Below are 26367 nucleotides of genomic sequence, written 5' to 3'. Positions count from 1 at the left end.
TTACTTGGCGGCGTGGGCCAGCTCGGCGGCCTTGTCGGCCGCGCCGTCCATGGTGTCGACGCGCTGGACCAGCGGGTGGTTGGCGTCGGTGAGGATCTGTCGGCCCAGCTCGGCGTTGTTGCCGTCGAGACGGACGACCAGGGGCTTGGTGACGTCCTCGCCGCGCTCCTCGAGGAGCTTCAGGGCCTGGACGATGCCGTTGGCGACCTCGTCACAGGCGGTGATGCCACCGAAGACGTTGACGAAGACGGACTTGACGTCCGGGTCGCCGAGGATGATCTCCAGGCCGTTCGCCATGACCTGGGCGGAGGCGCCACCGCCGATGTCCAGGAAGTTGGCGGGCTTGACGCCGCCGTGCTTCTCACCGGCGTACGCGACGACGTCCAGGGTGCTCATCACGAGACCGGCGCCGTTGCCGATGATGCCGACCTCGCCGTCGAGCTTGACGTAGTTGAGGTTCTTCTCCTTGGCGGCGGCCTCGAGGGGGTTGGCCGCGGCCTTGTCGTGGAGCTCCTCGAAGTCGGGGTGACGGAACTCGGCGTTGTCGTCGAGCGACACCTTGCCGTCGAGCGCGATCACGTCACCGGAGGCGACCTTGGCCAGCGGGTTGACCTCGACCAGGAGGGCGTCCTCCTTGATGAAGGTGTCCCACAGCTTGACCAGCACGTTGGCGACCTTGTCGGCGACCTCGGCCGGGAACTTGGCGGCCGCGACGATCTCGCGGGCCTTGGCCTCGTCCACCCCGTCGATGGGGTTGATCGGGGTCTGCGCGACGGCCTCCGGACGGGTGGCCGCCACCTCCTCGATCTCCATGCCGCCCTCGACGGAGGCGATGGAGAGGAAGGTGCGGTTGGCGCGGTCGAGGAGGAAGGAGACGTAGTACTCCTCGAGGATCTCGGGCGCGGTCTCGGCGATCATCACCTTGTGGACCGTGTGGCCCTTGATGTCCATGCCGAGGATGTCCGTCGCACGGGCGACGGCCTCGTCCGCGGAGGCGGCCAGCTTGACGCCACCGGCCTTGCCACGACCACCGACCTTCACCTGCGCCTTGACGACGGACTTGCCGCCCAGACGCTCGGTGATCTCGCGCGCCGCCTCAGGCGTGTCGATGACTTCACCGGCCAGCACCGGTACATCGTGCTTGGCGAAGAGGTCCCTCGCCTGGTACTCGAACAGGTCCACGCGCTTCCGTCCCTATCAGTGATCTCGCGGTTCGTTGGATGCGTGGGCGTGCCGCGAAGGGCAACGTGACGTCCGCTTGGGTCACAGGGGAAGCGCACACGGTGTCCGAGCGCGCGGCATGTCCGTCTCGCAGGTTATCGCCGCTTGCGGGAGTGCCCTAAATCGAGGGTCACACCTGAGCGGTGATACCTGTCACATGATGCCGCCTTCACTGGCACGCCGTGCCGGATGTGAGGACTCGGGAAGATCACGCGCGGCCGCGGGGAAGGGCCTCACCGGGCTGGGGTTGACCCGGTGAGGCCCCTTGAGCAGCCCTTCAGGACACGAATGGGCCGTCCCTGAGGGCTCCGGCGGGTGGTCCCCACCCCAATGGGGGCCAACCGCTCGTTTCCGCGGGGTCGTGGCCGGACGGACCGACGGCTTTCGACCGTCCGCGTCCCGCACCTCGCGGAGTCTGGGGGGGGGCGTCCTGCGACGCCGGTGGCGGAGTGGTCAGCTCCTGTGGGGGCGGTACGGCCGGCCGTGGCGCTCAGAGCAACGGCGGAGGGTACGGCCGCCCAGGAAGTCGGCAGGCCTGTTCCGACCCGCGCGACAGGTCTACGACCCGGGGGCGGGACCGTTCTAGGCGGGGGAGACCGGAATGTCCCGGTGGACGTCCCCGGTCACGGCAGCGTCCGTACGTGAGACGTGGCCGGCCGGCAGGCACAGCGGTGCCCGCCGGTCCGGCGACACGGCCTGCGCGTCCCCGTGCCTCGAAGAACCGTTGTCGACGGCGCTATGGCCGCTCTGCGCACCGGTGGGGTCACCGTCGGGAGCCGGGTGGAGGGGAACGTGCCTCGCACCGGCGGCCCGCTGCTCATCACGCTGCGCCGGGTCGTGCCCGCCGACGACGCCGGTCGCGAGCCACGGCCCGTACGTCACCCCGCGCACCGCCACCGCCACCACTCCGGAACGGCCGCCGGCGGAGCTTCCGCCCGCAGTGGGCAGGCCCGCGCCTCCCGGCTGGGGAACCGGAAGCGGCAGCACCGGGGAGGCGGGCAGGCCAGGAGGGGAGGGCAGGGACGGCAGCCCGGGCGGCTCTGGCACCGACGGCGACCAGGGCCCGGTCGGGAGGACCGGCAGGGTCGGCAACGACGACAGCGGCGGTATCCGCCCGGTCGCCTTCCCCACCTCGTCGGTCACCGCCACGGCCAGCTCACCGACCGGGTGCAGAACACGAGCCCCGAGCCCCTGAGTGAGGGGGGCGGTCACCGGGTCGGGGTAGGTACGCCGCGGCGACGGGACGGCGGTGCGGTGGTGTGCAGACGCGGGCCTACCGGGGTCTGAGGGAGCGGTGGCGGCCGCGGGCGCGGGTGGTGCTGGTACGAGGTGTCCGACCGTGTGTTCCGTCAGTGACCTCACGCCTGGCACCCCGGCGAGCGGCCCGGCCGTCGGGGAGGACGCCAGCGGCGATTCGTCCGCCGCGTGGGCCTGCTCCCCGCAGAGGAACCCGAGGGCGAACAGACCGCCCACCAGGAGCGCCACCTGCAGCGCACGCCGCCCGACCGCTGTGCGCAACATGCGCACAGCGGCGACGGACAGAGCTGCTGGCCAGGTCAAGAGGGGGTGAGTCCTCCCGTGCGGCGGAACGGTGTGGGCCGGACCGCGCCTCGGAAGCCGACAGTCGGCGTGACGCGGTACGGACGAGCGGAGCACTGGGCGCCGCTGACGAGGCGTCGATATTGGCACGCCCCTCCCGAGGTTGCGCAAGCCCTCCGTTACCGATGGGTGGTCATGTCCCTTTTGCTCGTCGGCGCCGGACTGTTACGGGTCGACAAATCGTCAGCGAACACCCCATGCGGCCATCGAGCCCGGCCGGCGGTCACGCCGTCTCCGGTATCGGCAGCGGCCGCTTCTCGATCGCCGCCGCCATCACTTCCGGGAAGAGATCCGGAGTGCAGGCGAACGCCGGTGCCCCGAGCGCCGCGAGCGCTGCCGCGTGCTCCCGGTCGTACGCGGGTGCCCCTTCGTCGGACAGGGCGAGCAGCGCCACGAACTGCACCCCGGACGCCTTCATCGCGGCGACCCGCTTGAGCATCTCGTTGCGTATCCCGCCTTCGTACAGGTCGCTGATCAGCACGACCACCGTCTCTGCGGGCCGGGTGATCTGCGACTGGCAGTAGGCGAGCGCACGGTTGATGTCCGTACCGCCGCCGAGCTGGGTGCCGAACAGCACGTCCACGGGGTCGTCGAGCTGGTCGGTGAGGTCGACGACCGCCGTGTCGAAGACGACGAGCCGTGTGTCGATCGACCGCATCGACGCGAGCACCGCCCCGAACACGGACGCGTAGACCACGGACGCCGCCATCGACCCCGACTGGTCGATGCAGAGGACGACTTCCTTCTTGACCGACTGGGAGGCCCGCCCGTATCCGATGAGCCGCTCGGGCACGATCGTGCGGTACTCGGGGAGGTAGTGCTTGAGGTTGGCCGCGATCGTGCGGTTCCAGTCGATGTCGTGGTGGCGCGGCCGGTCGACGCGGGCACTGCGGTCGAGGGCGCCGGTCAGGGTGGCCCGGGTGCGCGTGGCGAGCCGCTTCTCGAGGTCCTCGACGACCTTGCGGACGACGGCCCGCGCCGTCTCCTTCGTCGTCTCCGGCATCGCCTTGTTCAGGGAGAGCAGGGTGCCGACGAGGTGCACGTCGGCCTCCACGGCCTCCAGCATCTCCGGCTCCAGCAACAGCGTGGACAGCCCGAGCCGGTCGATGGCGTCCCGCTGCATCACCTGGACGACCGAGGAGGGGAAGTACGTCCGGATGTCCCCGAGCCACCGCGCCACCGACGGCGCCGACGCCCCGAGCCCCGCCGAACGGTCCCGCCCCGACTGCCCCTGCCGGTCCCCCTTGCCGTACAGCGCGGTCAACGCCCCGTCCATCGCCGCGTCCTGACCCTGCAACGCGCACCCGGTTCCGTCGGCCGCGTCGCCCCCGAGCACCAGCCGCCAACGCCGCAGCCGCTCCTGCGTCGGATCCGTCGCCTGCGCGGTCACCGGCGCACCCCCGTGCGGGGCCGCGCCCAGAGCGGGACCACGGCGACCGCGACGGCCGGACGGCCCTGCGTCCTCACCGTACGGACGTCTCTCACGGCTGTCGCCGCCTCGGTCTCCTCCGTCGTCGCCCTCAGTGCGTCGTTCGTCATCCCGCCACCCCCACCAGATCGTCGTCGACGTCCCTGTTCCGGGCGTCCTGTTCCGGGCCGCCCAACCCCAGCAGCAGCCGCACCACCGGAAGGACGGCGTCCGCCCGTCCGGCGTCGAGGTCGGCCGCGAATCCGGGTATGCCGGGTCCGGCGGCCGTGACGCTCCCGCGCTGCCCGGGTCCGCGCCGGACCAGCTCACCGAGCGTGCGCCGGACTCCGGGTTCGTAGGCCGAGAACGTCCGCCGCAGCAGCGGCAGTACGTCGGTGAACGCCTCCGCCGGCACGCCGGTCAGCCAGGCGTCGACCAGTCCGAGCAGCCGCTCGTCGTGCAGGAGCAGCATCCCGCCGCCTGACCCGCCGCCGACGAAGCCCTCGATCCACGCGGCCGCGTCCCCCGGTGGGGTCCCCGGTGACAGCACCAGGCCCATGAGCCGCGCCGCCTCGTCCTGTCCCACCTTCCCCTCGTCCAGCAGGAGCCGTACGGCCCGCCCCCGGACGACTCCGGGCACGGTGTCCCGGAGGGACAGCACCCGCAGCACGGTGTGCCAGCGCCCGCGCAGGTCACGGTGGCCCGGCCCGCAACCTGCTCCCCCGGCCCCGGCGTCCGCGTCACCGGTCACGCCGTCCGTGTCACCTGCGGATCGGGCCCCGGGGTGTGCCAGGGCGACCGCGTCGGCCAGCAGTCCCACCGATCCGTGCACCGCGTCCACATGGCGGCGCATCTCGTCGGCCGCGTCCGCGTCGAGGGCGGCGCAGGCCGGGGGCAGGCCGACGAATATCCGCTCGGCGAGACCGGCGGCGACCTCCGTCAGCGCGCGGGTGTCGGTGCCGCGGACGTCGCCGTAGCGCAGGGAACGGACCAGGGCGGGCAGCGCCTGGGCGAGGTGACCGACGTCCGCGTCCAGCGCGGCCCGGTCGGCCAGGATCCGCATCACCACGGGCAGCGCCCGCGGCAGTTCGGCGAGCAGACAGCGCTCGGCGAGTGCGGTGACCTCGGCGAGCCCCTGTGCGGAGAGGGCGTCGGCCTCCGCCTTGGCCGTCGCCGCGTCGCGCACGGTCGTACCCCACACCCCGGCCTCGGCGACCCGCACCGACAGTTCCGGCTCCCAGCGCAGCCGCCACGTCTCCCGGAACGTGCCCGTACTGCCCCGTGGGGCCACCGGCTCACCCCATTCGACCCTCAGCAGCCGCAGGCGGTGCAGCAGCCTGCTGCGGCCGGCGTCGGTCTCCTTGCGCAGGTCGAGCTCCAGCTCCCGCTCCAGCGCCTCCGGTTTGAGCCGCAACCGGCGCTGGATCCGCTCCAGGTCCCGCTGCAAGGGCACGGCCGGCGCCGACCGCGGCACCTGCCCGAGCACGTCCCCGACGACCAGCCGGTCGTGCACCAGCGACAGCGGCACGTCCGAGCCGTCGCACATCACCGCCCGGACGGCGTCGGTGGTCTCCCCGAGCCCCGGCAACGGCCGTCCCCGCATCGCCGCGAGGGTCTCCGCCAGCCGTACCGCCTCGATGACGTGCGCCGAGGAGACGATCCGGTCCTCGCCGCGCAGCAGTCCCGCCACCTTGGTCAGCCACCGCTCGACCGGCCGGTCCGGCGCGCTGAACAGGTGCCCGTACCAGCCCGGCGACTCGATCCCCGCGCCGTACCCGCTGACCCGGGACAGCCTCCGGTGCGTCCACGGCACCCACGTCATGTCCGTCTTGACCTTCGCGAGTCCCTTCAGCAGTGCCCGGTCGGCGGCGACGGACGCCTTCGACCGCAACGCGGGCACATGCCAGGCCCCGCACACGACGGCCACCCCGTCCCCGAACTCCCGCTGCGCCGCCCGCAGTTGGAGCCTCATGTGGGCTTCCCGCACGAGGTCCCGCTCGTGGCCACCGGTGCCGTAGGTCTCCCGCAGCGCCCCCATGGCCTCCTCCAGGGCGGTGAACGGCGCGAACGCGTCCCCCTCCCGGACCCCGCGATGCTCGACGACGTCCTCCCACCACCGCTCGGGATCGTCGTAACCGGCGGTCTCGGCGAGCACGGCGAGAGGGTCGACCCGGACGTCCGTCTCCCGAGCCGGTGCGTCGGCGGACCCCTCCTCCGGCTCGGTGCTCGCGTTGCTCCCCCATGCCAGCGTGTGCGTCGCCGGCAGGTCGATGAAGCGGGCCGGGACCTCGTGGCTGAGGGCCCAGCGGATCGCGACCCACTCCGGGGAGAACTCGGCGAGCGGCCAGAAGGCCGAACGGCCGGGCTGGTCCACCGCGTGGGCCAGGAGGGCGACCGGTGGGCGCATGTCCTCCTCGGCGGCCAGCGGTACCAGCGCGTCGGCCTCGGGCGGCCCCTCGATCAGCACCACCTGTGGCCGGGCCGCGTCCAGGGCCGCCCGCACCGCCCGCGCCGACCCGGGACCGTGATGCCGCACCCCGAGCAGCAACGGCCCGCCGCCGGCCCCCGTCCGCGTCACGCGCTCACCTCCCGACAGGCCCGGTAGAAGTCCGTCCAGCCGTCGCGTTCGCGGACGACCGCCTCCAGGTACTCCTGCCAGATGACCCGGTCGGCCGTCGGGTCGCGGACCACCGCGCCGAGGATGCCCGCGGCGATGTCACCGGCCCGCAGCACGCCGTCGCCGAAGTGGGCCGCGAGAGCGAGCCCGCCGGTGACGACGGAGATGGCCTCGGCCGTCGACAGCGTGCCGCTGGGCGACTTGAGCTTCGTCCGGCCGTCGGAGGTCACGCCGTCCCGCAGCTCACGGAAGACCGTCACGACCCGGCGGATCTCGTCGATGCCCTCGGGCACGGCCGGCAGGTCGAGGGAGCGCCCGATCTGGTCGACGCGCCGCGAGACGATGTCGACCTCGGCCTCGACGCTCTCCGGCAGCGGCAGCACCACCGTGTTGAAGCGGCGGCGCAGGGCGCTGGAGAGGTCGTTGACCCCGCGGTCGCGGTCGTTGGCCGTGGCGATCAGGTTGAAGCCGCGGACCGCCTGCACCTCCTGCCCCAACTCCGGTATCGGCAGCGTCTTCTCCGACAGGATCGTGATCAGCGTGTCCTGCACGTCCGCCGGGATCCGGGTCAGCTCCTCCACCCGCGCCGTCATGCCCTCCGCCATCGCCCGCATGACGGGACTCGGCACGAGAGCGTCCCGGCTCGGGCCGTTGGCCAGCAGCTGCGCGTAGTTCCAGCCGTACCGGATGGCCTCCTCCGGTGTGCCCGCGGTGCCCTGCACGAGCAGGGTCGAGTCGCCGCTGACCGCCGCCGCCAGATGCTCCGACACCCAGGTCTTCGCGGTGCCGGGCACGCCGAGCAGGAGCAGGGCGCGGTCGGTGGCGAGCGTGGTGACGGCGACCTCGACGATGCGGCGCGGGCCCACGTACTTCGGCGTGATCACCGTCCCGTCGGGCAGGGTGCCGCCGAGCAGGTACGTCGCCACCGCCCACGGCGACAGCTTCCAGCGGGCCGGGCGGGGCCGGTCGTCCTGCGCGGCCAGCGCGACGAGTTCACCGGCGAAGGCGTCCTCGGCATGCGGTCGCAACTCCTCGGCGGGTTCTCCCGCGAGTACGTCGGCTGCTTCGACGGTCGTCGGTTCCACGGACACAGACATGGCTGAGGCCCCCTCCAGCTCGGCCGGTTCGGATCTGTCACCCACCGTGCACCACGCCACTGACAATGCGTTGCGACCTGGGCAAACGTCCTCGCAGGGCCGATTGTCAGTGGGGGGATCTACCGTCGAGGACATGACTCAGCAGGGGGTGCGCTGGAGCGCGGACCAGGTGCTGGCGCTGGCGCCTGACGCCGCGTCACGCAAAGCGGGAAGCAAACTCGGGGCGGCGGGGCCGTGGACCGGGACGGGGAGTGGTGGGGAGGGGACGGTTTGGGGACTGTGCAAGGGCAGCGGCAGCAAGCCGTATCAGACGGTCGTCGACATCGCGGACGCGGCGGGCCCGGCTTACAAGTGCAGTTGCCCGAGCCGCAAGTTCCCCTGCAAGCACGCGCTCGGGCTGCTGCTGCTCTGGGCGGGCGAGGACGGCGCGGTGCCGGCGGGCAGTCCGCCGGACTGGGCGGCGCAGTGGACAGAGGGGAGAAGGCAGCGGACGCAGGAGAGACGGGCGGCGGGCGGCTCGGGTGGCGTTTCCGCCGATCCCGACGGGGCTCGGCGCCGGGCGGAGCGACGGGCCGAGCGCGTCACCGCGGGCGCGACGGAGTTGGAGCAGCGCCTGGCGGACCTGCTGCGCGGCGGCCTGGCGAGCGCCGAACAGGCCGGGTACGGGATGTGGGAGGAGACGGCGGCCCGCATGGTCGACGCCCAGGCGCCCGGACTGGCCGCGCGGGTACGGGAGTTGGGTGCGATCCCGGCGTCCGGCCCGGGCTGGCCGGTCCGGCTGCTGGAGGAGTTCGCGCTGCTCCATCTCCTCGACCAGGGCTGGCTGCGGCGTGAGCAGTTGCCGGATGGCCTGGCGGCGACGGTCCGCTCCCGCATCGGCCTGCCCGGCACGGCGGACGGCCCGCCGGTGCGGGACCACTGGCTGGTCCTGGCCCAGTACGACACGGCGGACGCCCGCCTGACGACCCGCCGCATCTGGCTCTACGGCGCCGACTCCGACCGCACGGTGCTGCTCCTCTCCTACGGAGCGGCAGGGCGCGCTCCCGAACTCGCGCTGCCGGTCGGCCTGGCCCTGGAGGGGGAGGTGTCGGCGTACCCGGGCGACGGCCGGCGACGCGTCTCCCTCGGCGCACAGTTCGCGCCGCCCGCGCCCACGCAGACACGTCCATCGGGTATGACGCCCCTCCAGGCCGTCGCCCACTACGGCACGGCGCTGCGGGACGACCCCTGGCTGGACTCGGTCCCGGTGACGCTGGACCGTGTCGTTCCGACGCCGGACGGCGACTCCTGGCAACTCGCGGACGCCGACACCGACACCGCCCTCCCCGTGACCCCGGCCGCCCGGTCCCGCCCCGGCCTCTGGCGCCTCGTCGCGCTGTCCGGCGGCGCCCCCGTCAAGGTCTTCGGCGAGTGCGGTCACCGGGGCTTCACCCCGCTGACGGCCTGGCCGGAGGAAGGGGGCGAGCCCGTCCCGCTGTACTGACGCCGCAACGCGGGAACCCGCCCAGAGACAGAAACGCGAACCACAAGGGACCTCTCTCCGCGCCGACCAGCAAGGTCCGCCCGCGCACCGCGGTTGGAATCCCCATCCGGCCGGAGGCCAGGCGCACCCGGACAACCCACCATCGAAGGGACCCGCATGAACCCGTCGTCATCCTGGGAGGCCCTGGTCACCACGGCCCTGTTGGGCACGGACCGTCGGACCCCGCCTCCTGGTGCCACACCCCGCGAGGCCCCCGTCGCCCTCCTGGACGCGGCGGCCGAGGAAACCGTACGGCGGCGGGCCGGCCTGCGCCCCGCGCCCGCCGCGCAGCGCCCCGCTCCCGCCCCGGAGGACCCCCGCCCCCCGCTGCCCCCCGCCGCCGCCCGCAGACTCACCCTGCTCCTGGCGGACCGTCCCGGCGCCAGCGCGGGCGGCCGCAGAGGCACCGCACCGGACCTGATGGAGCTGCTCCCCCAGTGGCTCGCGGCGGCGAACGCCCGCGGTTTCGCACCGCCCCCGCAGGCCCTGCCCGCCCTGTTGGACGCGGCGCGCGGCCGTACGGACCTGCGCCCCGCCGTCCTGGCGTTCGCGGGCCCCCGCGCCACCTGGCTGGCCCGGCTCAACCCGGAGTGGCGCTTCGCCCTGCGCGCGGCCCCGGGCGGTGGCGCGCCGCTGCCGCACCTCGAGGACCGGGAACAGACCGGGCGGCTCTGGCAGGAGGGCCTGTTCGCCGAGCGCGTCGCCCTGCTCACCGCCCTTCGCTCCCGCGAGCCCGCCGCCGCGCGCGAACTGCTGTCGACGACCTGGCCGACGGAACGCGCCGAGGACCGGCTGATGTTCCTCGACTCGCTGCGGACGGCCCTCGGCCCCGAGGACGAACCGTTCCTGGAACAGGCGCTGGCCGACCGCAGCCGCAACGTCCGGGCGACGGCCGCCGAGTTGCTCTCGGCGCTCCCGGACTCGGCGCTGGCGACGCGCATGGCGGTGCGGGCCACGGCGTGCGTGGCCGTGGACCGCACGCGGGAGACACCGACGATCACGGTCGAGGCCCCGCACGAATGCGACGCGGGCATGGAGCGCGACGGTGTCGTCCCGAAGGCGCCGACGGGACGGGGTGAACGGTCCTGGTGGTTCGGCCAGTTGGTGGAGGCGACGCCGCTCGGGGCGTGGTCCGCGCGGCTGGGCGGGCGGACGCCGGACGAGATCGTTGCCCTGCCGGTGGCGGACGACTGGCAGGGCGAACTGCACGCCGCGTGGTGCCGAGCGGCCGTACGGCAGCGGGATCCGCGGTGGGCGCGGGCGCTCCTGGGCGTTCCCTCCGCCCCGGAGGCCGGTGGCCCGGGCGCGGTGTCCCTGGCCGACCGCGCCAAGCTGCTCGGCACCCTGGACGCCGGGGAACGAGCCGACTGGGTGGCCGGGTTCATCGCGGCGCACGGGCTCTCGGAGGCGTTCCAACTGCTCGGCGTGTGCGCGGTTCCCTGGGCTCGGCCGCTGGGCGGCGCCGTGGTCGACGCCCTCAACATCGCGCGGGACGCCGGGAGTTACCCGTGGAGCTTCAGCGGGGTCATGGGCCTGGCCGAACGCTGCCTGGACCCGGGGGAGGCCGGCCGCCTCGACGGCCTGCTCGCGATACCGGACGAGCACGAGAACGCGTCCCCGGGCGCCGGTGGCTACTGGGCGGAGGCCTTCCAACGCCTGGTCACGACGTTGCGCCTGCGCGCGGCGATGGCGGAGGAGCTTCGGCCCGCACGTCCGACGGAGATCGACTGACGGCCCCGTCGCCCGTCGCCGGACAGCCGACTACGCCCCGGCCGGCTGCCTCACATTGGCCCGCACCCAGTCCACGATCGACTGCGTCGTCGCCCCCGGCGTGAAGATCTCCGCGACGCCCTTCTCCTTCAGCGGAGGAATGTCCGCCTCGGGGATGATCCCGCCGCCGAAGACCAGGATGTCCTCCGCATCCCGCTGCCTGAGCAGATCGATCACGGCGGCGAACAGCGTGTTGTGGGCGCCGGAGAGGATGGAGAGCCCGATCGCGTCGGCGTCCTCCTGGATCGCGGTGTCGACGATCTGCTCGGGAGTCTGGTGGAGCCCGGTGTAGATGACCTCCATACCGGCGTCCCGCAGTGCCCGCGCGATCACCTTGGCCCCTCGATCGTGGCCGTCGAGCCCCGGCTTGGCCACCACCACGCGGATCGGACCGGCTGCCACACCCATCACTGCCTCCATGAAGCGACTGCACCCATCCCTACCGACAAGTACTTGGGTACCCGAACCGGCCGGGAAAGTGAACGAACGTTATCGACAGCATCCCGCAACCGGCAGTTTCGCGGTGCGGAGCGAGGGGGAAATCACACGATGGGACACGTTCACCGCGCACCGTTCCGGCGGGAACAGGCGCAACGGGAGCCGCAACGAGGTCGCCGCACCACCGCGCCGCAGACCGCGCGCCGTGGCGGTGCGAAGCGTCGGCGTCGGCTGGAAGGGCACGCAGGGCGCAGTTCGGACCCCACGCATCCCTCAGGCACGCCGTCGACCGTCTTCGTCGTGGCCCCCCGAGGGCACACGGGGGACAGAGGCGTCCTCCGCGTGCCGACAGGAGGTCGGCCATGAAGGTCAGCGAGGCGGTACAGCCCTTTCTGCCGATCTGCCGGCGACTGCTCCCGAGCAGGCTGGCTGGGCTGTCTCTGGTTCTGCTGAAGGCGACCGCCCTGGAGCTCACGATCCTCGCGGGCCACCTCCTGCTCTATCCGTCCGGCATCGTCCAGGAACGCCGGGGACCCGCCCTGCTCCCCTCGCCGGACGGCGCCGCACAGCTGCCGACCGGGACGAAACCCCCGGTGGTCCTGCTGCACGGCTTCATCGACAACCGCTCGGTCTTCGTGCTGCTGCGCCGCAGCCTCGCCCAGCACGGCAGGCAGCGCGTCGAGTCGCTCAACTACTCCCCGCTGACCTGCGACATCCGCACGGCGGCCGAGTTGCTCGGCCGGCACATAGAGGAGATCTGCGAGCGCACCGGCAGCAGGCAGGTCGACATCGTCGGGCACAGCCTCGGCGGGCTGATAGCGCGGTACTACGTGCAGCGGCTCGGCGGTGACCTCAGGGTCCGCACGCTGGTGACACTCGGTACCCCGCACTCCGGCACCCGGGTGGCTCCGCTGGCCAACGCGCACCCGATCGTGCGCCAGATGCGCCCCGGCTCGGAGCTGCTGGAGGAGCTGACCCGGCCCGCACCGGGCTGCCGTACCCGTTTCGTGAGTTTCTGGAGCGACCTCGACCATCTGATGGACCCGCTGGAGACAGCCTGTATCGAGCACCCCGACCTGATGGCTCAGAACGTGCGGGTGAGCGGAATCGGCCATCTGGCGCTTCCCGTGCACCCCGCGGTCGCCACCGGGATACGCCAGGCCCTCGACGCCGAACCGGCGGAAGGCGAGGCCGCGGCCCGCTCCGGTGGGCTGACAGTGGCCTGACAGCCGGTCGACATCGAACACATTTCGAACACAAAGCCAAACCCGCGCCCGCACTCCCCCGAATCACGGCCGAATGCCCGTTTCCTGCGCGCCCGAAACCAGTTGAAGATTGTCGCGCCCGCATACCGCCGGGTACAGTCGCCGCACTGCTCTGGCAGCCCCTGTTGTCGAGGCGAAAGAGAAGTTGGTGAACGACCGTCACCCGTCGGGGACCATGACCACCCCGGCTCCGGCTTCCGAGGCCGCCTCGGCGCACTACGCGTCGTACGGCACGCAGGAGGCCCAGTACGGCGACTTCACCACGTACGGCGGCTACGACGCGAGCGGTTTTCCGACCGGCGGGCACACCACCTCGACCTTCGCCGCTGACCCCCTCTTCGGCAGCCTCCCGGACGGCGGCACCGGCTCCTACGACGCCTCGCAGTGGGGCACGGGCCACCACCACGAGACGCTGAACTACGACGCGTACGCGGCGCAGCACCACGCGGCCTACGACACCGGCGCGTACGAGACGACCGCCTGGACCGGCGAGCACCAGCACCTCTCCGCCATCCCCCCGCAGTCCACCGGGCACGGCACGTCCGGAGAGTGGGACGCGAGCGCCTGGCTCCAGCCCGACCAGTCCGGCGGTACCTCCGACCGGACCCAGCACTGGGAATGGGGCACGCAGGCCTTCGACACCGGCGCGTACGACGCCACGCAGTGGAACTCCGACGCCCCGGCCGACGCAGGCGAACCGTTCGACCAGCACGCGACCGCCGTCTTCGACGAGGTCGAGCACGACGCGTACGACGAACACGGCCACGACGACGGCGAGCCGGCCGACGGCACCGGTGAACTGCCCGCCGTGACACCGCTGCTCGACGAGCAGGAGGAGGCGGCTCCTGCGCCCCGCGCCGCCGCCCGCAACGGGGCGCGCTCCCGGCGCCGTACGCCCCCCAAGCGCTCCGCGCTGCTGACCATCGCGGTGCCCTCGGCCTGTGTGATGGGGGTCGCGGGCATCGCGGTCGCCTCCGTGGGCACCTTCTCCGGCGACGGCACCTCGGCGGCCGCGTCGGACGCGCACGCGGTGAAACCGTCCACCGCCAACAACAAGCTGGACAACCAGCTGCTGAGCCTGTCCGCCGGCGCCAACGACTTCGCCGACCGGGCCAGCCGCACCCAGGAGCGCATCGACCTCAAGGCCCAGCAGGAGGCCTCGAAGAAGCAGGCGGCGGCGGAGGCGGCCCGCAAGGAGCGACTGCGCCCCAAGTACGTCCTCCCGGTCACCCAGAGAGGCCTCAGCGCCTACTTCGGGCAGGCCGGCGTCAACTGGATGTCCGTGCACACGGGCATCGACTTCCCGGTCTCCTACGGCACCACGGTGATGGCCGCCACCGACGGCACCGTGCGCACCCAGTGGAACAGCGCGTACGGCAACATGTTGATCCTGACCGCCAAGGACGGCACGGAGACGTGGTACTGCCACCTCTCCAGCTACCGCGTCTCCTCCGGTACGACGGTGAAGGCCGGCGACCCGATCGCCTACTCCGGCAACTCGGGCAACTCCACCGGCCCGCACCTGCACTTCGAGGTCCGGCCGAACGGCGGTGCGCCGATAGACCCGCTGCCGTGGCTGCGCAGCCACGGACTGGACCCGACCTGAGCCGCACGGACCGTCTGCGTCACAGCTTCTCCACCGGCGCGTACCTCAGCAGCAGACGCTTCGCCTTGGAGTCCCCGAAGTCGATGGTCGCCTCCGCGTTCGCCCCCGTGCCCTTGACGGCCACCACCGTGCCGAGCCCGAACTGGTCGTGCGTGACCCGGTCGCCGACGGCCAGCGACACCACCGGCTTGTCGGAGGCGCGGCTGGTGGCGAAGCCGGGAACGCCCGACGCCGACGAGCGCGAGCGCGAGGACGACAGGGAGGCCGCCACGCCGGACGCCGGGCCGGAGGAGACCGGGGCCGTGGCGCCCGTGCGCTTCCAGTCGACATGCTGCGCCGGGATCTCCTCCAGGAAGCGCGAGGGCGGGTTGTACGAGGGCTGCCCCCAGGCGCTGCGCAGCGAGGACCGCGTCAGATACAGCCGTTCACGCGCGCGCGTGATGCCGACGTAGGCGAGCCGCCGCTCCTCCTCCAGCTCCTTGGTCTGGCCGAGGGCGCGCATGTGCGGGAAGACGCCGTCCTCCATACCGGTCAGGAAGACCACCGGGAACTCGAGGCCCTTGGCGGTGTGCAGGGTCATCAGGGTGATGACGCCGGAACCGTCCTCGTCCTCGTCGGGGATCTGGTCGGAGTCGGCGACCAGCGCGACCCGCTCCAGGAAGTCGGCGAGCGAGGCGGACCCCTCGCCCTGCGCCGACTCCTGCTCGAACTCCAGGGCCACGGCGGCGAGTTCCTGGAGGTTCTCGATACGGGTCTCGTCCTGCGGGTCGGTGGAGGCCTGCAACTCGGCGAGGTAGCCGGTCCGTTCGAGCACCGCCTCCAGGACGGTCGCCGGACCCGCGCCGGACTCGACGATCGTACGGAGGTCCTCCATCAGCGTGTTGAACTTCTTCACCGCGTTGGTGGAGCGCGCGGCCATGCCGTACGCCTCGTCGACGCGGCGCAGGGCCTGCGGGAAGCTGATCTTCTCGCGCTGCGAGAGCGCGTCGATCATCGCCTCCGCGCGGTCGCCGATGCCGCGCTTGGGGACGTTGAGGATGCGGCGCAGCGGCACCGAGTCCTCGGGGTTTGCCAGCACCCGCAGGTAGGCCAGGACGTCCCGGACCTCCTTGCGCTCGTAGAAGCGGACGCCGCCGACGACCTTGTAGGGCAGGCCGACACGGATGAAGACCTCTTCGAAGACACGGGACTGGGCGTTCGTCCGGTAGAAGACGGCGACGTCCCCGGCCTTCGCCTCGCCCGCGTCGGTGAGGCGGTCTATCTCGTCGGCGACGAACTGGGCCTCGTCGTGCTCGGTGTCGGCGACATAGCCGGTGATGCGCGCGCCCGCGCCCGCGTTGGTCCACAGGTTCTTGGGGCGGCGGGACTCGTTGCGCTCGATGACCGCGTTGGCCGCGGACAGGATCGTCTGGGTGGAGCGGTAGTTCTGCTCCAGGAGGATCGTCGTGGCGTCCGGGTAGTCCTCCTCGAACTGGAGGATGTTGCGGATCGTCGCCCCGCGGAAGGCGTAGATCGACTGGTCGGCGTCGCCCACCACGCACAGCTCGGCGGGCGGGACGTCGTACTCGTTCGGCGGGACGTCGACGGGGTGCTCGCTCGTCCCGACCAGCTCGCGCACCAGCGCGTACTGGGCGTGGTTGGTGTCCTGGTACTCGTCGACCAGGACGTGCCGGAAACGGCGGCGGTAGTGCTCGGCGACGTCCGGGAAGGCGCGGAGCAGATTGACCGTCGTCATGATCAGATCGTCGAAGTCGAGGGCGTTCGCCTCGCGCAGCCGCGACTGGTAGAGCGCGTAGGCCTGGGCGAGGGTCTTCTCGAAGCCGTCGGCAGCCTGGGCGGCGAAGTCCTCCTCGTCGATCAGCTCGTTCTTGAGGTTCGAGATCTTGGCGCTGAAGGACTTGGGCGGGTAGCGCTTGGGGTCGAGGTCCAGGTCACGGCAGACCAGTGCCATCAGGCGCTTGGAGTCGGCGGCGTCGTAGATCGAGAAGCTCGAGGTGAAGCCGAGTTTCTTGCTCTCCCGGCGCAGGATGCGCACGCACGCGCTGTGGAAGGTCATCACCCACATCGCGTTCGCCCGCGGGCCGACGAGCTGCTCCACGCGCTCCTTCATCTCACCGGCGGCCTTGTTGGTGAAGGTGATCGCGAGGATCTGGCCCGGGTGGACGCCCCGCTCGGCCAGGAGGTGGGCGATGCGGTGGGTGAGCACCCGGGTCTTGCCGGAACCGGCGCCGGCCACGATGAGCAGAGGGGAGCCGGCGTGCACGACGGCCGCGCGCTGGTTCTCGTTGAGCCCGGCCAGGAGGGCGGCGGCGTCGATCACCGGGCGGGGCGCGCCGTCGCGGTAGTGCGCGTCCCGGTCCGGCGGCACGTCGAACTTCCCGCCGAACAGATCGTCCGGAACCGGCTCCGGATGGTGATCGTCCTCGGGCGGCGGCGGTTCGCCCTCGTGGCCGCGGGGGGCCTGGAGGTCCGCCAGGAAGCTGTCGTCAAAGAGGCTGCTCATCGCTCTCCGAGTCTAGGGCGCCCCACTGACAGCCCGCGGCCGCCCTGGGAACATCGCCGGAATCAGCGGCCCGAGCAAGGGTCGAGGGCGGTGTGGAACCGCACCATGACGGTGCGTGACGTCCGCGCGAAGGTCACAAAAACGTATCGGGCATATCGAACATCAACCTTCACACGGGCCACACGAGTTGGCTACCGTTCCGGGCAGGCCGTACGACCCCCACCGGCGAACCTCGCCGGGCCGCGCGGCCTCCGCCGAGTCCGGGGCACCGCCGCGCGTAGGGCACCCCTTCCGAACGACCCGCCCTACCCTCCCCCGCTGCCTGAACGACCTGGGGGACCCCCACCGCCGGCCCGGCAGGCGGACGATGGAAGGAGTCGCCACCCTTGGCGTCGCACCGCAAGTCGCGCCCCGCCGTTACGCGCGTAGCAGGCATACGCACCCCGGCTCTGGCCACGGCCGCCCTCACCTCCGTGGCCCTGCTCTCCCAGTCGGCCAACGCCGCCCCCTCGGCCGACGGAAAGCCCAGCCTCGAGGAAGTCGAGAAGAAGGTCGACGACCTGTACCGCCAGGCGGAGTCGGCGACCGAGAAGTACAACGCGGCCAAGGAGAAGACCACCAAGCAGCGCAGACGCGTCGACTCCCTCCTCGGCGACGTCGCCAAGCGTGCCCAGAAGCTCAACGAGGAGCGGGACAAGCTCGGTTCCTTCGCCGCCGCGCAGTACCGGACGGGCACCGCCGAACCGGACACCGCGACCTTCCTCCTCGCCGACTCTCCGCAGGACTACTTCGACCGGACGCAGCTGATGGGGCGGCTGACCGCCCGCGAGAAGAGCGCGGTCGACGACTACTTCACCGAGCAGGCCGCGACGATGAGGAAGCGGCAGGAGGCCTCGCAGAGCCTCGAGACGCTCACCGCGTCGCAGAGCGAACTGCAGACGGCCAAGTCCGCGGTGCAGAGGAAACTCTCCGACGCGCGCGAGCTGCTGTCGGCTCTGAACGCCGAGGAGAAGGCGCGGCTCGCCGCGATCGAGAAGCAGAAGCAGCAGGAGGCCCAGCGCAAGGCCGCGGAGCTGGCGCAGCAGCAGGCGGCCGCGGAGAAGGCCGCGCCGCAGGAGGGCGGCTCCTCCGCAGCCACGAGCGGTTCGGACTCGTCGTACGCCACCAAGGCCGCGAAGGCGCTCGCGTTCGCCCGAGCACAGATCGGCAAGCCGTACGTCTGGGGCGCGACCGGCCCCGGCTCCTACGACTGCTCCGGCCTCACCCAGGCCGCCTGGAGGGCCGCCGGCGTCAGCCTCCCGCGCACCACCTACGACCAGGTGAACGCGGGCACGACCGTCTCCCTCGCCGACGCACGGCCCGGCGACCTGATCTTCTTCTACGACGACATCAGCCACGTCGGCGTCTACATCGGCAACGGCATGATGATCCACGCCCCCAAGCCGGGGGCCTACGTCCGCGAGGAGTCCGTCTACTACGGCGGCGAATCGATCATCCACAGCGTGGTACGCCCCGCGTGAGCGGGTTGTAGGGCCGCTTCAGATCTGTCGGATTCTCAGCGATCTGTCGTCAACTTGTCGCCTGCGACAGATCGCCGAGAATCGCTCCGTAGAGTGATCCTCGGCTACTCACAGCATTCTTGCGCTCATCGGGCGCATGGTACGGCGCGGTGCATGGGCAGTCTCGGCCGGGATCACCTTCTGTGTCCCTTCGGTTACGTAAATCGGGGGTTGGCAGTGTCGTACGTCTCGGTTCGAGAGCCAACGGCTGAGGCCAGAGCTGTCGAGGTCCGTTACCGCCAGGCAGACGGGGTCTTCGCTGAGACGTCGTGGGATCTGCTGGTGAGTGACGAGGTAGCGGCCGGGCTGCCGGTGCGGGAGTTCCGCTGGTACAAGGGGCGTCGGCACTACTCGGGCTGGTACCACGCGGTGACGGGCGATCGCCTGGTGGCCTATGAGAGCCGTTTGGAGCTCGCCCGGATCTTGCTGGCGGATTTCGCCCGGGACGTGGTCGGGATCGCCGCTCAGCCGTTCCAGGTGTGCGGGGACGACGGAGTCCGCACCCGTCGGCACGTGCCGGATCTGCTGTTGACTCATGCGGACGGGCTGGTCACGGTGGTGGACGTCAAGGCTCCGTACCGTGTGGACGTGCCGGAGGTCGTGGCCCAGTTCGACTGGATGCGGAAGCTGTGTTCGCTGCGGGGCTGGGCCTTCGAGGTGTGGGCCGGCGCCAACCCTGTCCTCGTGGAGAACGTCCGGTTCCTGGCCGGCTACCGGCGACCTGAACGCGTCGCGGTGCATCTGTCTACTGAAGTGCTTGAAGCCGCACGAGTACAGGCCAGCGTGGGCGGGATCGAGAAGGCGCTGGCGGCACGGCATCCTGCGGATCTCGTCCGTCCCGCGCTTTTGCATCTGGTGTGGTTGGGTGCCCTGTCGGCGGATCTTTCACGTCCGTTGAGTGCACAGACGCCAGTACGCCCCGCGGGTGGGGAGGCTCGGGAGGGATGAGGGGTGCCGCCGTTGCGGTGTTTCCCGGCTCTCGGCTGGTCTTCTGCGGCGATGTCGTCGAAGTGGTCGAGTTCGATCACCTGGGTGTGACGATCCGCAATACGCGGACGGGTGAGTTCTCCACCCTCTCGGTGGGACGTCTGGCGGCAGGCTCGAAGCCGGTGGACACCGGGCCACTGCCCAGAGCGAATGACAGTGCCGGTCTTGTGCTGGCGTCGTTGTCCCGGCAGCAGCGGGATGAGGTCAGTGAGCGGGCCGGGCATATCCGCGAGGTCCTGACCGGCTACCGTTCCGGTTTTGCTGAGGGTGCCCAGCCCGGCGAACCGCGCGACGAGTTCTCCGAGGCACGGTCGCTGCCGCAGCGGATCGGAGCCAAGGCCGCCGAGCTAAAGGTGTCGGCGCGGACGGTGGAGCGATGGGCCGCTGCCTATCAGGCGGGCGGCGAGGCCGCGTTGGTGGATACCCGGTTGCTCAAGAGAAGGGGCCCTCGCGTCGATCCGCGCTGGGACGAGGCTGTCGCCGTCGTGCTGGCGGAGTACGTCACGGCGTCGACGCCAACACGGTCGGCGGTGCTGAAGCGGGTCGAGGCCTGGCTGGAGGAGTCGCACGGCGCGGGAGTGGTGCCGTTGCCTTCGACAGCGACGGCTTACCGGCGGCTTGAGGAGTTGAGCAAGGGCACGAACGCCCTGTCGGGGAGCGCGAAGGCGAGACGATCGATCGCTGACCGTCCCAACGGGGTCTATGGGCGGCTGCGGGCCACCAGGCCCGGTGAGTACGTGGTGCTGGACACGCAGGATCTGGACGTCTTCGCGATGGAATCGGTGACCTGCCGCTGGGTGAGGGCTCAACTAACCGTCGCTCAGGACTTGTTCAGCCGCTGCATTATCGGTCTGCGTGTGACGGCGGTGTCCACGAAAGCGGTGGATGTCGCGGGGGTGCTGTTCGAGGCGATCGCTCCGCCGGAGGACGACAGCGGTGGCCAGACTGCCGGGCCATATCACGGAGTGCCGGAACATGTGGTGTTCAGCGAAGAGGCTCTGATCCCTGGCCGGGGGCTCTGTCCGCCGGAGACGTTGGTCATCGACCATGGCCGGGCGTTCATGTCGGCCCACGTGATCAGTGTCTGCACCAGGCTGGGGATGTCGATCCAGCCGGCCCAGCCGAAGAAACCCACCGACAAGCCGACCGTCGAGCGCTTCTTCCGCACTCTGCGCGAGGGACTGATCCAGCACCTTCCTGCCTACAAGGGCCCGGACTTGCACAGCCGCGGAGAGAAGGTGGAGGACCAGGCGTTCTTCTACATCCACGAGCTGGAGGACGTGATCCGCGAGTGGATCAAGGGGGTCTATCACTGTTCCCAGCACGATGGGCTGGTCATCCCTCAGTGGCCGGGCGTGGAGCTGTCGCCGCTGGAAATGCTGCAGGCCGGTCTGGCACGGGCGGGACGGCTGCGCATTCTGCCATCGCCTGACCTCGCCTTCGACTTCCTGCAGGTCAAGCCGCGAACTATCCAGCACTACGGCGTCGAGGTCGACGGGTTGCGTTACAACGGCCCGGTCCTGGACGGCTACCGCAACGAGAAGAGCCCGTTCGGCGGACTGCTCGCCGGCCGGTGGCCGATCCGTGTGCACCCCGATGACGTGCGGTTCGTCTACTTCCAGGATCCGGCCGACGACTCCTGGCACCGGCTGGAATGGGAGCACGCTCCCGCATTGAATACGGCGTTCTCAGCCGAGGCTGCGGCTCACGCCCGGCGACTGTCGCTCCGGCGCGGGCGGCATCTCGACGCCTCGGAGGCTCTTGCCGAGCTCCTCGCCCGCTGGGACCAGGGCATGGTCACAGACCGGCGCGAACGCCGCATGGCCCTGCGGTTGTCGGCCGAACGCGCCGCGGTCCCGCTGCCTCGGCTGCCCGAGGAAGAGCCCCACACGCCGGTGAGCATGGCCCGTCTGCACCTAGTTCCCGAGCCGTCCGTCACCAGCGACTTGGACGAGGAAGACGAGATCTTCGATGCCCCGGACGGGGACGACTTCTACGCGGACGCCTTCGAGGTACTGGAATGAGCACACCAGGACCGTTCAGCCTGTCCCGCAAGGAGGGCTGGAACCAGTACGTCAACACTCCGCCTCGGCAGCGTCCCGAGTTGCTCACCCGAGCTCAGCTAGACGCGCTGGGCGAGGACGCCCGTGAGGACTACAACGACCGGCGTCACGACTGGCACGCGAACTTCGGCATCATCCAGACCCCTCAACTGGCCTCCCTCCACGACGAACTGGATCAGATCGTGGCCAGCAACCGGCAGGACGGCGACCGCATCCGCTCGGCTGCGGTCATCGACGCCCTACCCGGTTTGGGCAAGACCACCATCGCCAACCTCTACGGCCGCACCTACGACCGCCAGCAGCGCCGCCGCCTCGGAGCGGTCACGGCCGAGGGCAACGAGCGCGTCCCGGTCTTCCGGGGTCGGGCTGACCTCGAACACCACCCTGCGCACGCTGAACCGGATGATCTGCGAGTTCTACGGTCATCCCGCCAGCGAACGGGCCAGCGCCGCGGCCCTGGCCAGCCATGCCCTGGACTGCGTGCTCAACTGCGAAACCCGCCTGGGGATCATCGACGACATCCACTTCATCGACCTCGACCGCAAGGAAGGCCTCGCGGTGAGCAACCATCTGAAGTGGCTCGCCAACGAACTTCCCGTCACCTTCGTCTATGTCGGCGTCGGACTCGCTGAACGCCGCTTCTTCGCCGACGGGCTGACCGGAAAGAACACTGTCCTCGCTCAGACCGCCCGCCGCTGGACCCGGCTCAGCGTCGACCCGTTCCGGCTCACCTCCGACCAGGGCCGCCAGCACTGGCGGAGCCTGCTCAAGGCGACCGAGCGGCAGCTCATGCTCGCCGAGCACCGGCCTGGCATGCTCACCGAGCTTGCCGGCTATCTCTTCGAACGCACCAGCGGGCACATTGGGTCGTACTTCACGCTGCTGATGCGCGGTTGCTACCGGGCCATCCGTGCCAGTAGCGAGGCCCTGGACCGTGACCTGCTCGACCAAGTACGTCTCGATGAAGCCTCTGAGCAGGCACGCAAGCAACTGGCGGCCGCCCTCACTCACGGCACTCTGTCTGCCACGATTGAGACCGCCTCGTGAGCACCGGCACCGGACGCGTTTTGCCGCTACGGGTTCCGCTCGCTCCTGGCGAGGGCTTCGACAGCTGGCTGGAAGCCCTTGCCCGCCGCAACGGCATCTCCTTGCGCCGCCTCCTGGCCGTCCTCCATCTGCCCGCCCCCAACCTGACTCGTGCCCTTCTCATCAGCATCACAGCACCCCAGCTACGCGAAGTGGAACGCCTTTGCCAGCTGCCCGCACACCATCTCGACCAGGCCGTGCTGAACGCGGCGTTTCCCTCGGAGACACGGCAAGTCCGCGGCTCGCGCTACTGCCCGCGCTGCCTCGTCGAACGTGACGGCCGCTGGAAGATCGTCTGGTGGCTGCCCTGTGTCTTCGCCTGCACAACTCACCGCACGCTGTTGCACGAGGCCTGTCCCGTCTGCGGCCGCCTCCCACGCCGCAGGCCACCCGGTCGCGCCCGATCCCACCTGGCCGGTGTCTGCACCACCAACCCCGTCGATGCACCACCATGCGGCACGGACCTGCGCACCGTCCCGCTCATCCCTCTCCCCGACGGCAGTCCCCTGCTGTCCGCCCAGCGGTGGGTCAACACGCTGCTCGCCGAAAGGGGCTCCGCGCACGTCGACGTGGCCATGTCTGACCTGCACCACCTTGCCCGATGGCTACTTCATGTCCTGCCCCACCAGGAAGTCCGCTCACTGGGCAGCATGGCCGAGGACGCCTGGACCGATCGCCCGACCAAGGCCCCGCCGGACCGGCTGGCGCCTCTGAACGCGGCACTCACCGCGGTCATCACTCATCACGCCCGCGTCCTTCTGGGGTCCCGCGACGACATCGCCATCCGTCGCATCCAGCAACTCCGGGCCGACCACGGTTCGTCGAAGAGTCTGGTCCCCGCGAACATGACACCGCCTCATTGGGCAGGCTTGTCCCCGCGCCTGCGCGGCAGGTTCCTCCGCGCTGCCGACGACGGGCTTGGCCCGCTCGACCGCCTTCGCCTGCGAGCGTGCATTCCCACCGCGCGAACCCCCTCGCCGGGCGACACACCCCACTTGTCCCGGGCCCGCCACGTTCCCCAACTTCTCTGGCCTGGCTGGACCCTGCGGTTTCTGCCACCCCAGGGGCTGCGTGTTGACCTGTTCCGCGGCATCGCCGCAGCCCTGCTCTTCCTGCCCGGAGCGTTCGTACGGGACGGAAAGGGCGTCCTGACGCCGCTGCACGAGCACCTGCCCAACTACGTCACGCGCACGCTGCAAGTCATCAACCACAGCGGCTACGGCGAGGTCTTTCCCGCCCTCTGCCGCATCGCCGACTACCTCGACGAACACGGCAGCATCATCGACTATCAACAGCGCCGCACGCTGATCACATCCAATGTCCTTAGCGAGGCCCAGTGGCAGGAACTGTGTTTCCGGACGAACGCGCATCCCGGTGAAACAAGCACCCCCACGTCACCGGGCCGCCTCCTGCACGCCCAGCGCTACGTCTTCCAACTGCTGACCGGCGCCGATCTCACCGACCCTCGCCACAGCCTGGCCTGGAAGACCCCTGGCGACCGCTCTCGCTACCTGAACTTCAGCCTGTCGCTCTCCCTCGCCCAACGAGACGCCCTGCTCCAGCATGCTCAGAGGGTGCTCGACGATCTGGGCATCGACGAGCCCGTGACCTGGCAGCCGCCCGAGGAGTGCTGTCACGGCCTGGACCTGCCCGGCCCGCGACTCGATGACATCGACTTCGACGCAGTGCGGCGCCTCGTGATCGCGGAAGGCGGCAAGCCGTCAGACATCGCTCTCCAGTTGGGCGTCAGCCTCACTCATGTCCGCCTCGCCCTCGAACGCATCGACCAGCAACCGCGGGAATGGCGTCCCCACACTCCGACAGCGGCTTGGAGAATGCGTGAGCAGGCCCGCACCGTTCTCACCCCCAGCTTCCTCCAGCGCGAATACCTCGACGCAGGCAAGACCTTCCGACGGATCGCGGACGACACCGGCATCCCCCGTCATGTCGTGGTCGAGCAGGCCAAGGCACTCGGCTTCCCCATCTACCGGACGCGACGACCGTTCCCCATCGATGAGGGCTGGCTGCGCATCCAATACCTGGATCACAAGCGTTCCACCAGGGACATCGCCACCGAACTTGGCACCACGGACGAGACCGTCCGGCGGCGTCTCCAGCATGTTGGCATCACCCTGCGCCCGCAAGGTGTCCGCAGCCGCACCATCATGACAACGAAGCTCGGCACCGGCTGCCCCCGCAACATCCGCGCCGCAGTCGAAGGCACCCTGCACGGCTGGCTCCGACTCCACCGCTTCGAGATCACGATGACCTTTCCCAGCATGGAAACCGCGGCCAACTACCTCGGGGCTGAACGGTCGGTGCTGGTCGCACAGTTCCAGCGGCTGGAGAATGATCTCGGCGGACTCTTGTTCCACCGCTCCGCCTTCGGCAAGCCTCACCGTCCCACCGCGCGCGGTCGAGCCCTTCTGCGCTCACTCGAAGACGAACGCGTCCGCACCCGGATGAACACCGCGCTCGGCGGCAAGCTCATCCCCATGCCGGGAAACGCCGTCCTCGCTGCTGCAACAGAACGGGTCACCACCCGCCGCAATCCCGGCCCGCCCCGGCCCTTCACCGATATCGCCGTCACACGGATCCGCATCCGCCGCGAGACCGTCACCGTCCTACAAGACCTCCTCGACCACCAGGACGAAGAGTCCTACGCCGCCCAAGTCCGCACCCGCACCGGCATCAGCGCGGGAAGCATCTCCCCCCTGTTCAGGAAGCTCGAACGAGCCGGCTGGCTCACCAGCCGCCCCGAAGACGACGATTCCTGGACCGGCAGAGCCCCCATCGGCCGCGGCGCCGGCCGCCGCCGGATCTACTACACCCTCACCCCTGAAGGACGCAGAGCCGCAACCCACGAGATCCAACGACGCAGCGCCCAGCCATGACGGCGATCTCTGAAAGCTGGCAGCCCTGACACGCTTATTCCAAGCACATGCTTGAGATGCGGGCCGGGAGCCTCTACATTCCAAGCATGTCCTTGGAATCTCCCCACCCGACACCGGACAACGGCCCGGATCCCGGTATGGGCGCGGGCCAGCGCCGCCGGCTGCTGGACGACCCTCGCAGCATCCGCGCGCTCGCTCATCCGATCCGTCTTGAACTACAGTCGATCATCGGCCGGGCAGGCCGGATCACCGCCGCGGACGCCGCGCGTGAGCTGGGCATCAGCCACGCGCTGGCCTCACATCATCTTCGCCAGCTTGCGAAGTACGGCTTCGTGCAGCAGGTCGACGGCGCGGACAATCGCGAGCGCCCGTGGCAGCTTGTGCACACCTCGCACGACATCGAAGACATCGAGGACCAGCCCGGCGGGGCCGAAGCGGTGGCCGTGCTCGAACAAGTCACGGCCGAGCGCGCACTGGAGGAACTCCACCGCTGGCAGGAGCGGCGGGCCTCCTGGTCACCCGGCTGGCGCAAGCACTCCGGCATCGGACACAGCACCGTCTACCTGACCGAAGACGAGTTCACCGAGCTGATGGAGGCATTCGGCGGGCTCCTCTCCCACTACCTCGAGCAACGACCGATCGATGACCTCGCGTCGCGCCCGCCCGGATCGAAGGCCGTCAAGATGACACTCATCGCCACGCCGCAGGAACCGACAGCGGCGGAGGGCTGAC

Annotated in this window: 18 protein-coding genes; 10 read left to right on the top strand and 8 right to left on the bottom strand. The window is 70.7% G+C overall.

Going from position 1 to position 26367, the window contains the following annotated elements:
- The 6 genes from sucC to ACIRVK_RS04555 all read right to left on the bottom strand — a co-directional run bounded on the left by sucC (nucleotide 1) and on the right by ACIRVK_RS04555 (nucleotide 7942).
- On the bottom strand, nucleotides 1-1182 hold the full coding sequence (gene sucC, locus ACIRVK_RS04580; RefSeq protein ID WP_404243860.1) for an ADP-forming succinate--CoA ligase subunit beta: 1182 nt from the start codon (nucleotides 1180-1182) through the stop codon (nucleotides 1-3).
- Between the two features lie 621 nt (nucleotides 1183-1803).
- Nucleotides 1804-2742, bottom strand: a complete 939-nt coding sequence (locus ACIRVK_RS04575) for a hypothetical protein (protein WP_404243858.1) — start codon at nucleotides 2740-2742, stop codon at nucleotides 1804-1806.
- A gap of 301 nt (nucleotides 2743-3043) precedes the next feature.
- Complete coding sequence (locus ACIRVK_RS04570; RefSeq protein ID WP_404243856.1) at nucleotides 3044-4210, bottom strand: VWA domain-containing protein; 1167 nt, start codon at nucleotides 4208-4210, stop codon at nucleotides 3044-3046.
- Nucleotides 4207-4359: a hypothetical protein gene (locus ACIRVK_RS04565; RefSeq protein WP_404243854.1), complete on the bottom strand. Its 153-nt coding sequence runs from the start codon at nucleotides 4357-4359 to the stop codon at nucleotides 4207-4209. The genes ACIRVK_RS04570 and ACIRVK_RS04565 overlap by 4 nt, the downstream gene beginning before the upstream one ends.
- Nucleotides 4356-6806, bottom strand: a complete 2451-nt coding sequence (locus ACIRVK_RS04560) for a DUF5682 family protein (RefSeq protein WP_404243853.1) — start codon at nucleotides 6804-6806, stop codon at nucleotides 4356-4358. The genes ACIRVK_RS04565 and ACIRVK_RS04560 overlap by 4 nt, the downstream gene beginning before the upstream one ends.
- Nucleotides 6803-7942: an AAA family ATPase gene (locus ACIRVK_RS04555; RefSeq protein WP_404243851.1), complete on the bottom strand. Its 1140-nt coding sequence runs from the start codon at nucleotides 7940-7942 to the stop codon at nucleotides 6803-6805. The genes ACIRVK_RS04560 and ACIRVK_RS04555 overlap by 4 nt, the downstream gene beginning before the upstream one ends.
- A 133-nt stretch (nucleotides 7943-8075) precedes the next feature.
- Here ACIRVK_RS04555 and ACIRVK_RS04550 point away from each other — a divergent pair, with 133 nt between their 5' ends.
- A complete protein-coding gene (locus ACIRVK_RS04550) occupies nucleotides 8076-9425 on the top strand; it encodes an SWIM zinc finger family protein (RefSeq protein ID WP_404243849.1) in 1350 nt (449 codons plus the stop codon).
- Nucleotides 9426-9581: 156 nt separating this feature from the next.
- Complete coding sequence (locus tag ACIRVK_RS04545) at nucleotides 9582-11195, top strand: DUF5691 domain-containing protein (RefSeq protein WP_404243847.1); 1614 nt, start codon at nucleotides 9582-9584, stop codon at nucleotides 11193-11195.
- A gap of 30 nt (nucleotides 11196-11225) precedes the next feature.
- On the opposite strand, the gene ACIRVK_RS04540 is transcribed toward ACIRVK_RS04545, so the two are convergent.
- Complete coding sequence (locus tag ACIRVK_RS04540; RefSeq protein WP_404243846.1) at nucleotides 11226-11642, bottom strand: cobalamin B12-binding domain-containing protein; 417 nt, start codon at nucleotides 11640-11642, stop codon at nucleotides 11226-11228.
- A 392-nt stretch (nucleotides 11643-12034) separates the two neighbouring features.
- Here ACIRVK_RS04540 and ACIRVK_RS04535 point away from each other — a divergent pair, with 392 nt between their 5' ends.
- Together ACIRVK_RS04535 and ACIRVK_RS04530 are read left to right on the top strand one after the other, a co-directional pair.
- Entirely contained in the window at nucleotides 12035-12898 is an 864-nt protein-coding gene (locus ACIRVK_RS04535) for a lipase family alpha/beta hydrolase (protein ID WP_404243844.1), read from the top strand.
- A 214-nt stretch (nucleotides 12899-13112) separates the two neighbouring features.
- Nucleotides 13113-14543, top strand: a complete 1431-nt coding sequence (locus tag ACIRVK_RS04530; protein WP_404243915.1) for a M23 family metallopeptidase — start codon at nucleotides 13113-13115, stop codon at nucleotides 14541-14543.
- A gap of 19 nt (nucleotides 14544-14562) precedes the next feature.
- Here ACIRVK_RS04530 and pcrA read toward each other — a convergent pair whose 3' ends face one another.
- Nucleotides 14563-17046, bottom strand: coding sequence for a DNA helicase PcrA (gene pcrA / locus ACIRVK_RS04525; protein WP_404243842.1), 2484 nt, complete (start codon nucleotides 17044-17046; stop codon nucleotides 14563-14565).
- Between the two features lie 386 nt (nucleotides 17047-17432).
- On the opposite strand from pcrA, the gene ACIRVK_RS04520 reads away from it, so the two are divergent.
- The 6 genes from ACIRVK_RS04520 (at nucleotide 17433) to ACIRVK_RS04495 (ending at nucleotide 26366) form a co-directional block, all read left to right on the top strand.
- A complete protein-coding gene (locus ACIRVK_RS04520) occupies nucleotides 17433-18566 on the top strand; it encodes an NlpC/P60 family protein (RefSeq protein WP_404243840.1) in 1134 nt (377 codons plus the stop codon).
- A gap of 321 nt (nucleotides 18567-18887) precedes the next feature.
- Entirely contained in the window at nucleotides 18888-19553 is a 666-nt protein-coding gene (locus tag ACIRVK_RS04515) for a TnsA-like heteromeric transposase endonuclease subunit (RefSeq protein ID WP_404243839.1), read from the top strand.
- A complete protein-coding gene (locus ACIRVK_RS04510; RefSeq protein WP_404243836.1) occupies nucleotides 19550-21616 on the top strand; it encodes a helix-turn-helix domain-containing protein in 2067 nt (688 codons plus the stop codon). The genes ACIRVK_RS04515 and ACIRVK_RS04510 overlap by 4 nt, the downstream gene beginning before the upstream one ends.
- 441 nt (nucleotides 21617-22057) lie before the next feature.
- Nucleotides 22058-22702: a TniB family NTP-binding protein gene (locus tag ACIRVK_RS04505; RefSeq protein WP_404243834.1), complete on the top strand. Its 645-nt coding sequence runs from the start codon at nucleotides 22058-22060 to the stop codon at nucleotides 22700-22702.
- Nucleotides 22699-25635, top strand: a complete 2937-nt coding sequence (locus tag ACIRVK_RS04500; protein WP_404243832.1) for a TniQ family protein — start codon at nucleotides 22699-22701, stop codon at nucleotides 25633-25635. Before ACIRVK_RS04505 ends, ACIRVK_RS04500 begins: the two co-directional genes overlap by 4 nt.
- A gap of 86 nt (nucleotides 25636-25721) precedes the next feature.
- Nucleotides 25722-26366, top strand: coding sequence for a helix-turn-helix domain-containing protein (locus ACIRVK_RS04495; RefSeq protein WP_404243830.1), 645 nt, complete (start codon nucleotides 25722-25724; stop codon nucleotides 26364-26366).
- Nucleotide 26367: the final 1 nt, after the last annotated feature.

Source organism: Streptomyces sp. NPDC101152 (assembly GCF_044768275.1).
GTDB lineage: Bacteria > Actinomycetota > Actinomycetes > Streptomycetales > Streptomycetaceae > Streptomyces.
The sequence above is the reverse complement of the archived record's forward strand: the minus strand, read 5'-3'. Positions and strand labels throughout refer to the sequence as shown.

What these genes read in the sequence shown, in the direction of transcription:
- ACIRVK_RS04575 (WP_404243858.1), bottom strand. Translation starts at nt 2,742, where the DNA reads ATGTTGCGCACAGCGGTCGGGCGGCGTGCGCTGCAGGTGGCGCTCCTG.
- ACIRVK_RS04565 (WP_404243854.1), bottom strand. Translation starts at nt 4,359, where the DNA reads ATGACGAACGACGCACTGAGGGCGACGACGGAGGAGACCGAGGCGGCG.
- ACIRVK_RS04555 (WP_404243851.1), bottom strand. Translation starts at nt 7,942, where the DNA reads ATGTCTGTGTCCGTGGAACCGACGACCGTCGAAGCAGCCGACGTACTC.
- ACIRVK_RS04550 (WP_404243849.1), top strand. Translation starts at nt 8,076, where the DNA reads ATGACTCAGCAGGGGGTGCGCTGGAGCGCGGACCAGGTGCTGGCGCTG.
- ACIRVK_RS04545 (WP_404243847.1), top strand. Translation starts at nt 9,582, where the DNA reads ATGAACCCGTCGTCATCCTGGGAGGCCCTGGTCACCACGGCCCTGTTG.
- ACIRVK_RS04540 (WP_404243846.1), bottom strand. Translation starts at nt 11,642, where the DNA reads ATGGGTGTGGCAGCCGGTCCGATCCGCGTGGTGGTGGCCAAGCCGGGG.
- ACIRVK_RS04535 (WP_404243844.1), top strand. Translation starts at nt 12,035, where the DNA reads ATGAAGGTCAGCGAGGCGGTACAGCCCTTTCTGCCGATCTGCCGGCGA.
- ACIRVK_RS04530 (WP_404243915.1), top strand. Translation starts at nt 13,113, where the DNA reads ATGACCACCCCGGCTCCGGCTTCCGAGGCCGCCTCGGCGCACTACGCG.
- pcrA (WP_404243842.1), bottom strand. Translation starts at nt 17,046, where the DNA reads ATGAGCAGCCTCTTTGACGACAGCTTCCTGGCGGACCTCCAGGCCCCC.
- ACIRVK_RS04510 (WP_404243836.1), top strand. Translation starts at nt 19,550, where the DNA reads ATGAGGGGTGCCGCCGTTGCGGTGTTTCCCGGCTCTCGGCTGGTCTTC.
- ACIRVK_RS04505 (WP_404243834.1), top strand. Translation starts at nt 22,058, where the DNA reads ATGATCTGCGAGTTCTACGGTCATCCCGCCAGCGAACGGGCCAGCGCC.
- ACIRVK_RS04495 (WP_404243830.1), top strand. Translation starts at nt 25,722, where the DNA reads ATGTCCTTGGAATCTCCCCACCCGACACCGGACAACGGCCCGGATCCC.